23 protein-coding genes are annotated in these 12,632 nt (G+C 66.5%); all 23 read left to right on the forward strand.

The genetic code is table 11. The features are described from left to right. Positions 1 to 7 precede the first annotated feature (7 nt). On the forward strand, positions 8 to 658 hold the full coding sequence (gene rplD / locus AB0P17_RS03055; RefSeq protein WP_365807054.1) for a 50S ribosomal protein L4: 651 nt from the start codon (positions 8 to 10) through the stop codon (positions 656 to 658). After that, complete coding sequence (gene rplW / locus AB0P17_RS03060; protein ID WP_365807055.1) at positions 658 to 975, forward strand: 50S ribosomal protein L23; 318 nt, start codon at positions 658 to 660, stop codon at positions 973 to 975. Before rplD ends, rplW begins: the two co-directional genes overlap by 1 nt. Before the next feature lie 50 nt (positions 976 to 1,025). Further along, positions 1,026 to 1,862, forward strand: a complete 837-nt coding sequence (gene rplB, locus AB0P17_RS03065) for a 50S ribosomal protein L2 (RefSeq protein ID WP_129770859.1) — start codon at positions 1,026 to 1,028, stop codon at positions 1,860 to 1,862. A gap of 12 nt (positions 1,863 to 1,874) precedes the next feature. Beyond that, positions 1,875 to 2,156 carry a 30S ribosomal protein S19 gene (gene rpsS / locus AB0P17_RS03070; protein WP_003966956.1) on the forward strand — a complete coding sequence of 94 codons (282 nt, stop codon included), beginning with the start codon at positions 1,875 to 1,877 and terminating at the stop codon, positions 2,154 to 2,156. Positions 2,157 to 2,196: 40 nt separating this feature from the next. After that, positions 2,197 to 2,544 (forward strand): 50S ribosomal protein L22, encoded by a 348-nt coding sequence (rplV, locus tag AB0P17_RS03075; RefSeq protein ID WP_026249422.1) that lies wholly within the window; start codon positions 2,197 to 2,199, stop codon positions 2,542 to 2,544. Next, entirely contained in the window at positions 2,544 to 3,392 is an 849-nt protein-coding gene (rpsC, locus tag AB0P17_RS03080; protein ID WP_365807057.1) for a 30S ribosomal protein S3, read from the forward strand. The genes rplV and rpsC overlap by 1 nt, the downstream gene beginning before the upstream one ends. 5 nt (positions 3,393 to 3,397) lie before the next feature. Then, positions 3,398 to 3,817 (forward strand): 50S ribosomal protein L16, encoded by a 420-nt coding sequence (rplP, locus tag AB0P17_RS03085; protein ID WP_073220207.1) that lies wholly within the window; start codon positions 3,398 to 3,400, stop codon positions 3,815 to 3,817. Beyond that, positions 3,817 to 4,041 carry a 50S ribosomal protein L29 gene (gene rpmC, locus AB0P17_RS03090; protein ID WP_365807059.1) on the forward strand — a complete coding sequence of 75 codons (225 nt, stop codon included), beginning with the start codon at positions 3,817 to 3,819 and terminating at the stop codon, positions 4,039 to 4,041. The genes rplP and rpmC overlap by 1 nt, the downstream gene beginning before the upstream one ends. Continuing rightward, a complete protein-coding gene (rpsQ, locus tag AB0P17_RS03095; RefSeq protein WP_365807061.1) occupies positions 4,041 to 4,331 on the forward strand; it encodes a 30S ribosomal protein S17 in 291 nt (96 codons plus the stop codon). The genes rpmC and rpsQ overlap by 1 nt, the downstream gene beginning before the upstream one ends. 101 nt (positions 4,332 to 4,432) lie before the next feature. Next, the gene (gene rplN, locus AB0P17_RS03100; RefSeq protein ID WP_003966950.1) at positions 4,433 to 4,801 is read left to right on the forward strand and encodes a 50S ribosomal protein L14; all 369 of its coding nucleotides are present in this window, start codon (positions 4,433 to 4,435) and stop codon (positions 4,799 to 4,801) included. Between the two features lie 2 nt (positions 4,802 to 4,803). Beyond that, positions 4,804 to 5,127: a 50S ribosomal protein L24 gene (rplX, locus tag AB0P17_RS03105; RefSeq protein ID WP_249948330.1), complete on the forward strand. Its 324-nt coding sequence runs from the start codon at positions 4,804 to 4,806 to the stop codon at positions 5,125 to 5,127. Continuing rightward, the gene (gene rplE / locus AB0P17_RS03110) at positions 5,127 to 5,687 is read left to right on the forward strand and encodes a 50S ribosomal protein L5 (protein ID WP_030351443.1); all 561 of its coding nucleotides are present in this window, start codon (positions 5,127 to 5,129) and stop codon (positions 5,685 to 5,687) included. Before rplX ends, rplE begins: the two co-directional genes overlap by 1 nt. Before the next feature lie 2 nt (positions 5,688 to 5,689). Continuing rightward, complete coding sequence (locus tag AB0P17_RS03115) at positions 5,690 to 5,875, forward strand: type Z 30S ribosomal protein S14 (protein WP_003948630.1); 186 nt, start codon at positions 5,690 to 5,692, stop codon at positions 5,873 to 5,875. A 264-nt stretch (positions 5,876 to 6,139) separates the two neighbouring features. Continuing rightward, positions 6,140 to 6,538: a 30S ribosomal protein S8 gene (gene rpsH / locus AB0P17_RS03120; RefSeq protein ID WP_365807064.1), complete on the forward strand. Its 399-nt coding sequence runs from the start codon at positions 6,140 to 6,142 to the stop codon at positions 6,536 to 6,538. A gap of 21 nt (positions 6,539 to 6,559) precedes the next feature. After that, entirely contained in the window at positions 6,560 to 7,099 is a 540-nt protein-coding gene (gene rplF / locus AB0P17_RS03125) for a 50S ribosomal protein L6 (protein ID WP_365807066.1), read from the forward strand. 3 nt (positions 7,100 to 7,102) lie between these two features. Continuing rightward, positions 7,103 to 7,486 carry a 50S ribosomal protein L18 gene (rplR, locus tag AB0P17_RS03130; RefSeq protein ID WP_114659653.1) on the forward strand — a complete coding sequence of 128 codons (384 nt, stop codon included), beginning with the start codon at positions 7,103 to 7,105 and terminating at the stop codon, positions 7,484 to 7,486. Positions 7,487 to 7,532: 46 nt separating this feature from the next. Further along, positions 7,533 to 8,135 carry a 30S ribosomal protein S5 gene (rpsE, locus tag AB0P17_RS03135; RefSeq protein ID WP_030351447.1) on the forward strand — a complete coding sequence of 201 codons (603 nt, stop codon included), beginning with the start codon at positions 7,533 to 7,535 and terminating at the stop codon, positions 8,133 to 8,135. Then, positions 8,135 to 8,317, forward strand: a complete 183-nt coding sequence (gene rpmD, locus AB0P17_RS03140; protein WP_267012760.1) for a 50S ribosomal protein L30 — start codon at positions 8,135 to 8,137, stop codon at positions 8,315 to 8,317. The genes rpsE and rpmD overlap by 1 nt, the downstream gene beginning before the upstream one ends. Position 8,318: 1 nt before the next feature. Beyond that, positions 8,319 to 8,777 carry a 50S ribosomal protein L15 gene (gene rplO, locus AB0P17_RS03145; RefSeq protein ID WP_365807068.1) on the forward strand — a complete coding sequence of 153 codons (459 nt, stop codon included), beginning with the start codon at positions 8,319 to 8,321 and terminating at the stop codon, positions 8,775 to 8,777. A 496-nt stretch (positions 8,778 to 9,273) separates the two neighbouring features. Next, positions 9,274 to 10,593, forward strand: coding sequence for a preprotein translocase subunit SecY (secY, locus tag AB0P17_RS03150; protein ID WP_365807070.1), 1,320 nt, complete (start codon positions 9,274 to 9,276; stop codon positions 10,591 to 10,593). Continuing rightward, positions 10,593 to 11,258: an adenylate kinase gene (locus AB0P17_RS03155; protein WP_365807072.1), complete on the forward strand. Its 666-nt coding sequence runs from the start codon at positions 10,593 to 10,595 to the stop codon at positions 11,256 to 11,258. Before secY ends, AB0P17_RS03155 begins: the two co-directional genes overlap by 1 nt. 150 nt (positions 11,259 to 11,408) lie before the next feature. After that, entirely contained in the window at positions 11,409 to 12,248 is an 840-nt protein-coding gene (gene map / locus AB0P17_RS03160) for a type I methionyl aminopeptidase (RefSeq protein ID WP_365807074.1), read from the forward strand. A 153-nt stretch (positions 12,249 to 12,401) separates the two neighbouring features. Beyond that, positions 12,402 to 12,623 carry a translation initiation factor IF-1 gene (gene infA / locus AB0P17_RS03165; RefSeq protein ID WP_003956442.1) on the forward strand — a complete coding sequence of 74 codons (222 nt, stop codon included), beginning with the start codon at positions 12,402 to 12,404 and terminating at the stop codon, positions 12,621 to 12,623. Positions 12,624 to 12,632 lie beyond the last annotated feature (9 nt).

Consider the following 12,632-nt stretch of genomic DNA (forward strand, 5'->3'; position numbering starts at 1 on the left):
GTAACTGATGAGCACCGTTGACATCCTTTCGCCGGCAGGCGACAAGGCCGGGACCGTCGAACTCCCCGCGGAGATCTTCGACGCCAAGGTCAGCATCCCGCTGATCCACCAGGTCGTTGTCGCCCAGCTGGCCGCTGCCCGACAGGGCACGCACAAGACCAAGACCCGCGGCGAGGTCCGTGGCGGTGGCAAGAAGCCGTACCGCCAGAAGGGCACCGGCCGCGCCCGTCAGGGTTCGACCCGCGCTCCGCAGTTCGCCGGTGGTGGCGTCGTCCACGGCCCCGTGCCGCGTGACTACTCGCAGCGGACCCCGAAGAAGATGAAGGCCGCCGCCCTGCGCGGTGCCCTCACCGACCGGGCCCGTCACTCCCGTATCCACGTCGTCTCCGGCGTGGTGGACGGGACGGTCTCCACCAAGGCCGCGAAGACGCTGCTCGGCAAGATCTCCGAGCGCAAGAACGTGCTCCTGATCGCCGAGCGCTCCGACGAGGCCGCGTGGCTCTCCGCCCGCAACCTGCCCCAGGTGCACATCCTGGCGCCGGGCCAGCTGAACACGTACGACGTGATCGTCTCCGACGACGTGGTCTTCACCCAGGCCGCTTTCGAGTCCTTCGTGTCTGGCCCCAAGGCCGACAACAACGAAGGGGACGAAGCCTGATGGCCGAGATCACCAGCAAGTCCTTCCACGACCACCGCGACATTCTTGTCAAGCCGGTTGTGTCCGAGAAGAGCTACGCGCTGCTCGACGAGAACAAGTACACGTTCATCGTGGCGCCCACGGCCAACAAGACCCAGATCAAGCAGGCCGTGGAAGCGGTCTTCTCGGTCAAGGTCGCCGGGGTCAACACGATCAACCGCCAGGGCAAGCGCAAGCGCACCCGCACCGGTTTCGGTAAGCGCGCCAACACCAAGCGCGCCATCGTGACCCTCGCTGAGGGCGACCGTATCGACATCTTCGGCGGACCGACCTCCTGACGGAGGTCGAGACGTCCAGGATCCGGAATTCTTCCGAGGACTGAGAGACAATGGGTATCCGCAAGTACAAGCCGACGACCCCGGGCCGTCGTGGCTCCAGCGTCGCCGACTTTGTCGAGATCACGCGGTCCACGCCGGAGAAGTCGCTGGTCCGCCCGCTGCACAGCAAGGGCGGCCGTAACAACGCCGGTCGTGTGACCGTTCGCCACCAGGGTGGTGGCCACAAGCGCGCCTACCGCGTGATCGACTTCCGTCGTCACGACAAGGACGGCGTGCCTGCCAAGGTCGCGCACATCGAGTACGACCCGAACCGCACCGCGCGCATCGCGCTGCTCCACTACGCGGACGGCGAGAAGCGCTACATCATCGCCCCCCGTGGCCTGGCGCAGGGCGCCCGTGTCGAGAACGGTCCGGCCGCCGACATCAAGCCCGGCAACAACCTGGCGCTGCGCAACATCCCGGTCGGTACGACCATCCACGCCATCGAGCTGCGGCCCGGCGGCGGCGCGAAGTTCGCCCGCTCCGCGGGTGCCTCCGTGCAGCTGCTGGCGAAGGAGGGCTCCATGGCCCACCTGCGCATGCCGTCCGGCGAGATCCGGCTGGTCGACGTCCGCTGCCGCGCCACCATCGGCGAGGTCGGCAACGCCGAGCAGTCGAACATCAACTGGGGCAAGGCCGGCCGTATGCGCTGGAAGGGCGTTCGCCCGACCGTCCGCGGTGTCGCGATGAACCCGGTCGACCACCCGCACGGTGGTGGTGAGGGCAAGACCTCCGGTGGTCGCCACCCGGTCAGCCCGTGGGGTCAGAAGGAGGGTCGTACTCGCTCGCCGAAGAAGGCATCGAGCAAGTACATCGTCCGCCGCCGCAAGACGAACAAGAAGCGCTAGGAGCGGGTTTAGATGCCGCGCAGTCTCAAGAAGGGGCCCTTCGTCGACGGACACCTCATCAAGAAGGTGGACGTACAGAACGAGGCAGGCACCAAGAACGTCATCAAGACCTGGTCCCGTCGCTCGATGATCGTCCCGGCCATGCTGGGTCACACCATCGCGGTGCACAACGGCAAGATCCACGTCCCGGTGTTCGTCACCGAGTCGATGGTCGGCCACAAGCTCGGCGAGTTCTCGCCGACTCGCACCTTCCGCGGCCACGTCAAGGACGACCGGAAGTCGAAGCGCCGCTAACGCGGGGTGACTGACTATGACTTACACCGAAGGGACAACCATGGAAGCCAGGGCCCAGGCGCGGTACATCCGCGTCACGCCCATGAAGGCCCGCCGCGTGGTGGACCTCATCCGTGGCATGGATGCCACGGAGGCTCAGGCGGTCCTGCGCTTCGCCCCGCAGGCCGCGAGCGTGCCCGTCGGCAAGGTGCTGGACAGCGCCATTGCCAACGCCGCGCACAACTACGACCACACCGACGCCAACTCGCTGGTCATCAGCGAGGCGTACGTGGACGAGGGTCCGACCCTGAAGCGGTTCCGGCCGCGCGCCCAGGGCCGTGCCTACCGGATCCGTAAGCGGACCAGCCACATCACCGTGGTCGTCAGCAGCAAGGAAGGAACCCGGTAATGGGCCAGAAGGTTAACCCGCATGGGTTCCGGCTCGGTATCACCACGGACTTCAAGTCCCGCTGGTATGCCGACAAGCTGTACAAGGACTACGTCAAGGAAGACGTCGCCATTCGTCGCATGATGACGAAGGGCATGGAGCGGGCCGGCATCTCCAAGGTGGAGATCGAGCGCACCCGCGACCGCGTCCGGGTCGACATCCACACCGCGCGTCCGGGCATCGTCATCGGCCGCCGCGGCGCCGAGGCCGACCGCATCCGCGGCGAGCTGGAGAAGCTGACCGGCAAGCAGGTCCAGCTGAACATCCTCGAGGTCAAGAACCCCGAGGTGGACGCTCAGCTCGTGGCCCAGGCCGTGGCCGAGCAGCTCTCCTCGCGTGTCTCCTTCCGTCGCGCCATGCGCAAGAGCATGCAGTCGACGATGAAGGCCGGCGCCAAGGGCATCAAGATCCAGTGCGGTGGCCGTCTCGGCGGCGCCGAGATGTCCCGCTCGGAGTTCTACCGCGAGGGCCGCGTGCCCCTGCACACGCTCCGCGCCAACGTGGACTACGGCTTCTTCGAGGCCAAGACGACCTTCGGCCGTATCGGTGTGAAGGTCTGGATCTACAAGGGCGACGTCAAGAACATCGCCGAGGTCCGCGCCGAGAACGCCGCGGCGCGCGCCGGCAACCGTCCCGCCCGCGGTGGCGGCAACGACCGTCCCGCCGGCCGTGGTGGCCGCGGTGGCGAGCGTGGCGGACGTGGCCGCAAGCCGCAGCAGAGCCCGGCTGCCGAGGCCCCCAAGGCCGACGCCACCGCCGCTCCTGCCGCCGAGGCGACGACCTCTTCTAACGGCGGAACGGAGGCCTGACCGAAATGCTGATCCCCCGTAGGGTCAAGCACCGCAAGCAGCACCACCCGAAGCGCAGCGGAATGTCCAAGGGTGGCACGCAGGTTGCGTTCGGCGAGTACGGCATCCAGGCGCTGACCCCCGCGTACGTGACGAACCGGCAGATCGAGTCCGCTCGTATCGCCATGACCCGTCACATCAAGCGTGGCGGCAAGGTCTGGATCAACATCTACCCGGACCGTCCGCTCACGAAGAAGCCCGCCGAGACCCGCATGGGTTCCGGTAAGGGTTCCCCCGAGTGGTGGATCGCCAACGTCAAGCCCGGTCGGGTGATGTTCGAGCTGTCCTACCCGAACGAGAAGATTGCGCGTGAGGCGCTTACCCGCGCTGCTCACAAGCTTCCGATGAAGTGCCGGATCGTTCGGCGCGAGGCAGGTGAGGCGTGATGGCGGCCGTGACCAAGGCGTCCGAACTGCGCGAGCTGGGCAACGAGGAGCTTGTCGACAAGCTCCGCGAGGCCAAGGAAGAGCTGTTCAACCTCCGCTTCCAGGCGGCGACCGGCCAGCTCGAAAACCACGGGCGGCTGAAGCTCGTGCGCAAGGACATCGCGCGGATCTACACCCTGATGCGTGAGCGCGAGCTGGGCATCGAGACGGTGGAGAACGCCTGATGACTGAGAACAACGTGACCGAGACCAACGCCACGACCGACCGCGGCTTCCGCAAGACCCGCGAGGGCCTGGTCGTCAGCGACAAGATGGACAAGACCGTCGTCGTCGCCGTCGAGGACCGCGTCAAGCACGCCCTGTACGGCAAGGTCATCCGCCGTACGAACAAGCTCAAGGCCCACGACGAGCAGAACGCCGCCGGCATCGGCGACCGCGTCCTCCTGATGGAGACCCGGCCGCTGTCCGCCACGAAGCGGTGGCGCATCGTCGAGATCCTCGAGAAGGCCAAGTAAAAACCCTCCGAGGGGGTTTCCTCTCGGAACAGTTCCGCCAGGCTCCGGGGGCCGTTCGGTGAACGGCCCCCGGGGAACCGGCAGACGATCAGGAGATAGACGTGATCCAGCAGGAGTCGCGACTGCGCGTCGCCGACAACACGGGTGCGAAGGAAATTCTCACCATCCGTGTTCTCGGTGGCTCGGGTCGCCGCTACGCGGGCATCGGTGACGTCATCGTCGCCACCGTCAAGGACGCGATCCCCGGTGGCAACGTGAAGAAGGGTGACGTCGTCAAGGCGGTCATCGTTCGCACCGTCAAGGAGCGTCGTCGTCAGGACGGCTCGTACATCCGCTTCGACGAGAACGCCGCTGTCATTCTGAAGAACGACGGCGACCCTCGTGGCACCCGTATCTTCGGCCCGGTGGGCCGTGAGCTGCGCGAGAAGAAGTTCATGAAGATCATCTCGCTCGCGCCGGAGGTGCTGTAAGCATGAAGATCAAGAAGGGCGACCTGGTTCAGGTCATCACCGGCAAGGACAAGGGCAAGCAGGGCAAGGTCATCGTGGCCTACCCCACGCAGGACCGTGTTCTCGTCGAGGGTGTCAACCGGGTCAAGAAGCACACCAAGGCCGGCCAGACGGCTCGCGGTTCGCAGACCGGTGGCATTGTGACCACCGAGGCCCCCATCCACGTGAGCAACGTTCAGCTCGTCGTGGAGAAGGACGGCAAGAAGGTCGTTACCCGCGTCGGCTACCGCTTTGACGACGAGGGCAACAAGATCCGCGTTGCCAAGCGGACCGGTGAGGACATCTGATGACTGCGACCACTACCGCGCCGCGTCTGAAGCTGCGCTACCGCGAGGAGATCGCCGGCAAGCTGCGTGAGGAGTTCTCGTACGAGAACGTCATGCAGATCCCCGGCCTCGTCAAGATCGTGGTCAACATGGGTGTGGGCGACGCCGCCCGCGACTCCAAGCTGATCGAGGGTGCCATCAAGGACCTCACCACGATCACCGGCCAGAAGCCGTCCGTCACCAAGGCCCGCAAGTCGATCGCGCAGTTCAAGCTGCGCGAGGGGCAGCCGATCGGCTGCCACGTCACCCTCCGCGGTGACCGCATGTGGGAGTTCCTGGACCGTACGCTGTCGCTCGCGCTGCCGCGTATCCGTGACTTCCGCGGCCTGTCGCCCAAGCAGTTCGACGGCCGTGGCAACTACACCTTCGGTCTCACGGAGCAGGTCATGTTCCACGAGATCGACCAGGACAAGATCGACCGGGTCCGGGGCATGGACATCACCGTGGTGACCACGGCGACCAACGACGACGAGGGTCGTGCCCTCCTTCGTCACCTCGGCTTCCCGTTCAAGGAGAACTGACCGTGGCGAAGAAGGCTCTGATCGCTAAGGCCGCCCGCAAGCCGAAGTTCGGCGTACGCGGCTACACCCGCTGCCAGCGCTGCGGCCGGCCCCACTCCGTCTACCGCAAGTTCGGCCTGTGCCGCGTGTGCCTTCGTGAGATGGCCCACCGTGGCGAGCTGCCGGGCGTGACCAAGAGTTCCTGGTAGTCCTGAATCCAGTTCGTCGGCCGAAGGCCGCCCTTGAGGGGCGGCGGTCGGGCGACGGGTGGGCAGAACTGCTCGAACTCTCGGTAAGCAATTTGGTTGGCGGGAGCCCTCCCTCACATGCCGTAGGCTTGTGGGGTTGGGCGCCTGCCGTCCATGACTGACTTACTACGCCGTAGGTCCCCGCACCGCACCCGTCCCGGCTCTGACCGGGGAGAGGGATGGCGCATACAGGAAACCCCGGCGAGAGAGGCCGAAGGCCAATTCATGACCATGACTGATCCCATCGCAGACATGCTCACGCGTCTGCGCAACGCGAACTCGGCATACCACGACGAAGTCGTGATGCCGCACAGCAAGATCAAGTCGCACATCGCGGAGATCCTCCAGCAGGAGGGCTTCATCACCGGCTGGAAGGTCGAGGACGCCGAGGTCGGCAAGAACCTCGTCCTGGAGCTGAAGTTCGGCCCGAACCGCGAGCGTTCGATCGCCGGCATCAAGCGCATCTCCAAGCCGGGTCTGCGTGTGTACGCGAAGTCCACCAACCTGCCGAAGGTCCTCGGTGGCCTGGGCGTGGCGATCATCTCCACGTCCCACGGTCTCCTGACCGGCCAGCAGGCAGGCAAGAAGGGCGTAGGTGGGGAAGTCCTCGCCTACGTCTGGTAGTCGGGAACGGAGGAAAAGCTCATGTCGCGAATCGGCAAGCTCCCCATCCAGGTTCCCGCCGGTGTGGACGTCACCATCGATGGCCGCACGGTCGCGGTGAAGGGCCCCAAGGGTTCCCTCTCGCACACCGTCGCCGCGCCGATCGAGGTCACCAAGGGCGAGGACGGCACCCTCTCGGTGCTGCGCCCCAACGACGAGCGTCAGAACAAGGCCCTGCACGGCCTGTCCCGCACGCTGGTGGCGAACATGATCACCGGCGTGACCACGGGATACATCAAGGCGCTCGAAATCAGCGGTGTCGGTTACCGCGTCCAGGCGAAGGGCTCCAACCTGGAGTTCGCCCTGGGCTACAGCCACCCGATCCTCATCGAGGCCCCCGAGGGCATCACCTTCAAGGTCGAGACGCCCACGAAGTTCACCGTCGAGGGCATCGACAAGCAGAAGGTCGGCGAGGTCGCCGCTAACATCCGCAAGCTGCGGAAGCCCGACCCGTACAAGGCCAAGGGCGTCAAGTACGCGGGCGAGGTCATCCGCCGCAAGGTCGGAAAGGCGGGTAAGTAAGCCATGGCATACGGTGTGAAGATCGCCAAGGGTGACGCGTACAAGCGCGCCGCCATCAAGCGCCGCCACATCCGCGTGCGCAAGCACGTCTCCGGCACGCCGGAGCGTCCGCGCCTCGTCGTGACGCGCTCCAACCGCAACATCGTGGCCCAGGTCATCGACGACATCGCGGGCCACACGCTCGCGTCCGCGTCGACCCTGGACACCTCGATCCGCGGTGGCGAGGGCGACAAGAGCGCCCAGGCGCAGAAGGTCGGCGCCCTGGTCGCCGAGCGCGCCAAGGCCGCGGGTGTCGAGGCTGTCGTGTTCGACCGTGGTGGCAACAGGTACGCCGGGCGCATTGCCGCTCTGGCTGACGCCGCCCGCGAAGCCGGGCTGAAGTTCTAGGCCCCGGTTCCGGGACTAACGGACGTAACAGAGAGAGGTAAATCCAATGGCTGGACCCCAGCGCCGCGGAAGCGGTGCCGGTGGCGGCGAGCGGCGGGACCGGAAGGGTCGCGACGGTGGCGCTGCCGCCGAGAAGACCGCTTACGTTGAGCGTGTCGTCGCGATCAACCGTGTCGCCAAGGTTGTGAAGGGTGGTCGTCGCTTCAGCTTCACCGCGCTGGTCGTGGTGGGCGACGGTGACGGCACCGTGGGTGTCGGTTACGGCAAGGCCAAGGAGGTGCCGGCCGCCATCGCCAAGGGTGTTGAGGAGGCCAAGAAGCACTTCTTCAAGGTCCCCCGTATCCAGGGCACCATCCCTCACCCGATCCAGGGCGAGAAGGCCGCGGGCGTCGTCCTGCTCAAGCCGGCGTCCCCCGGTACCGGTGTTATCGCCGGTGGCCCGGTGCGTGCCGTGCTGGAGTGCGCGGGCGTGCACGACATCCTGTCGAAGTCGCTCGGCTCGGACAACGCGATCAACATCGTGCACGCGACGGTGGCGGCCCTCCAGGGCCTGCAGCGTCCCGAGGAGATCGCGGCCCGCCGCGGTCTGCCCCTTGAGGACGTCGCGCCTGCCGCTCTGCTCCGTGCGCGTGCGGGAGCGGGTGCGTGATGGCCCGTCTCAAGATCACGCAGACGAAGTCGTACATCGGCAGCAAGCAGAACCACCGCGACACGCTGCGTTCGCTCGGGCTGAAGCGCCTGAACGACGTGGTGGTCAAGGAGGACCGTCCCGAGTTCCGCGGCATGGCGCAGACCGTGCGGCACCTCGTCACGGTCGAGGAGGTCGACTGACATGGCGGACAACAGCAACCCGCTGAAGGCACACGACCTCCGTCCTGCCCCGGGCGCCAAGACCGCCAAGACCCGTGTGGGTCGTGGTGAGGCGTCCAAGGGTAAGACCGCTGGTCGCGGTACCAAGGGCACCAAGGCCCGCTACCAGGTTCCGGAGCGCTTCGAGGGTGGGCAGATGCCCCTCCACATGCGCCTCCCGAAGCTGAAGGGCTTCAAGAACCCGTTCCGCACCGAGTACCAGGTCGTGAACCTGGACAAGCTCTCCGCTCTCTACCCCGAGGGCGGCGAGGTCACGGTGGCCGATCTGGTCACCAAGGGCGCGGTGCGCAAGAACAGCCTCGTCAAGGTCCTGGGCCAGGGCGAGATCACCGTGGCGCTGCAGGTTTCGGTCGACGCCGTCTCCGGCTCCGCCAAGGAGAAGATCGCCGCCGCGGGCGGCACGGTCACCGAGCTGGTCTGAGTTCGGCTGACTCCAGGGCCTGGGCTGTACCTCACGTCAGAGGTACGGCCCAGGCCTTTTTCGGTCGCGCCGCCGGGTCGTCGCCGCGTCGCCAGGGGGCGCTGCCCGCTCTCCGGCGGAGGCTGAGGCCCCGCGGGCCGTGTACGTACCCTCTCGGTGGCTCCACGAGCCCCGTGGGCCCGGCGGGGACACGCGAACACCGGTCCGCCGCCCGGAGGGGCGCAGAGCCCCGGCAGCGCGTCGGCGCGGGCGGCACGCAGTCGTCAGGAGGCCGCCGCGGCGATAACCGGATGACCACAGAGCGCAGTGGATGTTCTGGAAGAGCGTGGTCCCCGGTAGGGTGTCAGACGCTGTCGCATGCCTCAAGGCCGTCGGCGGCGGTGGTGACACCGCTGACTGCGGTACCGGGCGGCGCGGCAGGCTTCGCAGACACCTATCCATCGAAACCTCAGACCGTCACCTCTGGCGCAGTAGCGCGGGGGTCGCAGGAGGCACCGTGCTCACCGCGTTCGCCCGGGCGTTCAAGACACCCGACCTGCGCAAGAAGCTGCTCTTCACGCTCGGCATCATCGTGCTGTACCGGCTCGGGGCGCATGTACCCGCACCGGGTGTCAGTTACGAGAATGTCCAGATCTGTGTCGATGCGGCCCAGAAGGGCAACAACAGCCTGTTCGGCTTGGTGAACATGTTCAGCGGCGGGGCGCTGCTGCAGATCACGATCTTCGCGCTCGGCATCATGCCGTACATCACCGCGAGCATCATTCTGCAGCTCCTGACCGTGGTCATCCCCCGGCTGGAAGCCCTCAAGAAGGAGGGGCAGTCCGGCCAGGCGAAGATCACCCAGTACACGCGTTATCTGACGATCGCCCTGGCGGTCCTTCAGGGCACCGGCATCGTGGCCGCCGCCCGCAGCGGCTCGCTGTTCAGCGGCTGCCCGGTCGCGACACAGATCATCCCGGACCGCTCCATCTTCACCACGGTCGTCATGGTGATCACCCTGACCGCGGGCACCGCGGCCGTCATGTGGCTCGGTGAGCTGATCACCGACCGCGGTATCGGCAACGGCATGTCCATCCTCATGTTCATCTCGATCGCAGCCGGCTTCCCCGGCGCGCTGTGGGCCATCAAGCAGAGCGGCGAGCTCGCGGACGGCTGGATCGAGTTCGGCACGGTCATCCTGATCGGCTTCGTGATGGTCGGCCTCGTCGTCTTCGTCGAGCAGGCCCAGCGCCGGATCCCCGTGCAGTACGCGAAGCGCATGATCGGCCGCAGGTCCTACGGCGGTACGTCGACGTACATCCCGCTGAAGGTGAACCAGGCGGGTGTCATCCCCGTCATCTTCGCGTCGTCGCTGCTCTACATCCCGGCCCTGGTCGCGCAGTTCTCCAGCGGGAACTCCGCGTGGAAGACCTGGATCGAGGCCCACTTCGTCAAGGGCGACCACCCGTACTACATCGCGACGTACTTCCTGTTGATCGTCTTCTTCGCCTTCTTCTACGTGGCGATCTCGTTCAACCCCGAAGAAGTCGCGGACAACATGAAGAAGTATGGTGGGTTCATCCCGGGTATCCGGGCAGGCCGGCCCACGGCCGAGTACCTGAGCTACGTGCTCAACAGGATCACTTGGCCGGGCTCGCTGTACCTGGGGCTGATCGCTCTCGTACCGACGATGGCGTTGGCTGGCTTCGGCGGTGCCAACCAGAACTTCCCGTTCGGCGGGACAAGCATCCTGATCATCGTGGGTGTGGGGCTGGAGACCGTCAAGCAGATCGAGAGCCAGCTTCAGCAGCGCAATTACGAAGGGTTCCTCCGCTGATGCGAATCGTCCTCGTCGGACCGCCCGGTGCCGGCAAGGGAACGCAGGCCGCGTACCTTGCCAAGAACCTGTCGATCCCGCACATCTCCACGGGCGACCTCTTCCGCGCCAACATCAGCCAGGGCACGGCCCTCGGCAAACAGGCGAAGGCGTACATGGACGCCGGGAATCTCGTGCCCGACGAGGTCACCATCGCGATGGCGCAGGACCGCATGGCTCAGCCGGACGCCGAGAACGGTTTCCTGCTGGACGGCTTCCCGCGCAACGTGTCGCAGGCGAAGTCGCTCGACAAGGCGCTCACGGCGGACGGCGTACGGCTCGACGCAGTGCTGGACCTGGAGGTCCCCGAGGACGAGGTCGTGAAGCGGATCGCCGGCCGGCGCATCTGCCGCAACGACAGCGCGCACGTCTTCCACGTGACGTACAGCCCGCCGGAGCAGGAGGGCGTCTGCGACGTCTGCGGCGGCGAGCTGTACCAGCGGGACGACGACTCCGAGGAGACGGTACGGACGCGGCTGGAGGTCTACCACACGCAGACCGAGCCGATCATCGACCACTACCGGGCGCAGGACCTGGTTGTGACGATCTCGGCGCTCGGCAAGGTCACCGAGGTGACCGAGCGTGCGATGGCCGCGCTGGAGCGCGATCCGGCCTCGCGGGCCTGAGGGATCTCAGTACGAGAAGCAGTAGTACGGCCGTGGTGTCCCAAGGGGCGCCACGGCCGTACTGTTGAGCAGTCAATTTGAGCAGGCGATCGCGGGGTGGAGAGCCCGGCGTATCGGTTCTCCGGACAGTCGAAGGCGGAAGGCACAGGCATGGTGGAGATCAAGACCCCCGAGCAGATCGCGAAGATGCGCGAGGCGGGGCTGGTCGTCGCCGCGGTGCACGCGGCCACCGGCGAGGCGGCCGTGCCCGGCGCCACCACCCGGGATCTGGACCAGGTCGCCCGTAAGGTGCTCGCCGAGCACGGCGCGAAGCCGAACTTCCTCGGGTACGGCGGTTTCCCGGCGACCATCTGCACCTCGGTCAACGAGGTCGTCGTCCACGGCATCCCCGACGACCGGACCGTCCTCAAGGACGGCGACATCATCTCGATCGACGCCGGCGCGATCATCGACGGCTGGCACGGCGACGCCGCCTTCACCGCGTTCGTGGGCACCGGTCACGCTCCGGAGCTGGTCGAGCTGTCGCGGGTGACCGAGGAGTCGATGTGGGCGGGTATCGCGGCCATGCGCAACGGCAACCGGCTCGTGGACGTCTCCCGCGCGATCGAGACGTACATCAGGCGCCAGCCGCGTCCCGGCGGTGGCAAGTACGGGATCATCGAGGAGTACGGCGGCCACGGTATCGGCACCGAGATGCACATGGACCCCCACCTGCTGAACTACGTCACCCGCAAGCGCGGCAAGGGCCCCAAGCTGATCCCGGGCTTCTGCCTGGCGATCGAGCCGATGGTGTCGCTCGGCACGCCCCGTACGCAGGTGCTGGAGGACGAGTGGACGGTCATCACGACCGACGGCACCTGGTCCTCGCACTGGGAGCACTCGGTGGCGCTCACGGAGGAGGGCCCCCTCGTCCTCACGGCCCCCGACGGCGGCCGGGCGAGGCTCGCGGAGCTGGGCGTCACGGCGGCGCCGGACCCGCTGGCGTCGTAGCGATTCTGCTTAAAAATCTTCCGCGGTGGGCAAACTGAACGGATTCGTCTTTTCGAGTGCGCTCCCGTAGACTGACGCGTCGGCTCTGGTGTACCCGTGTGTCCTCATGCGACAGCCAGAATCGATCAAGGTAGCCGATTCGAAGGGCGAAGCGTGGCCAAGAAGCAAGGTGCCATCGAGATCGAGGGCACCGTGATCGAGTCCCTCCCGAACGCCATGTTCAAGGTGGAGCTGCAGAACGGTCACAAGGTCCTCGCGCACATCAGCGGAAAGATGCGGATGCACTACATCCGTATCCTCCCCGATGACCGGGTCGTGGTGGAGCTGTCTCCGTACGACCTGACGCGTGGCCGGATCGTCTACCGATACAAGTAGATCTTGTGG

The sequence above is a fragment of the Streptomyces sp. NPDC088124 genome (assembly GCF_040685895.1).
In the GTDB taxonomy this organism is placed as follows: Bacteria; Actinomycetota; Actinomycetes; order Streptomycetales; family Streptomycetaceae; genus Streptomyces.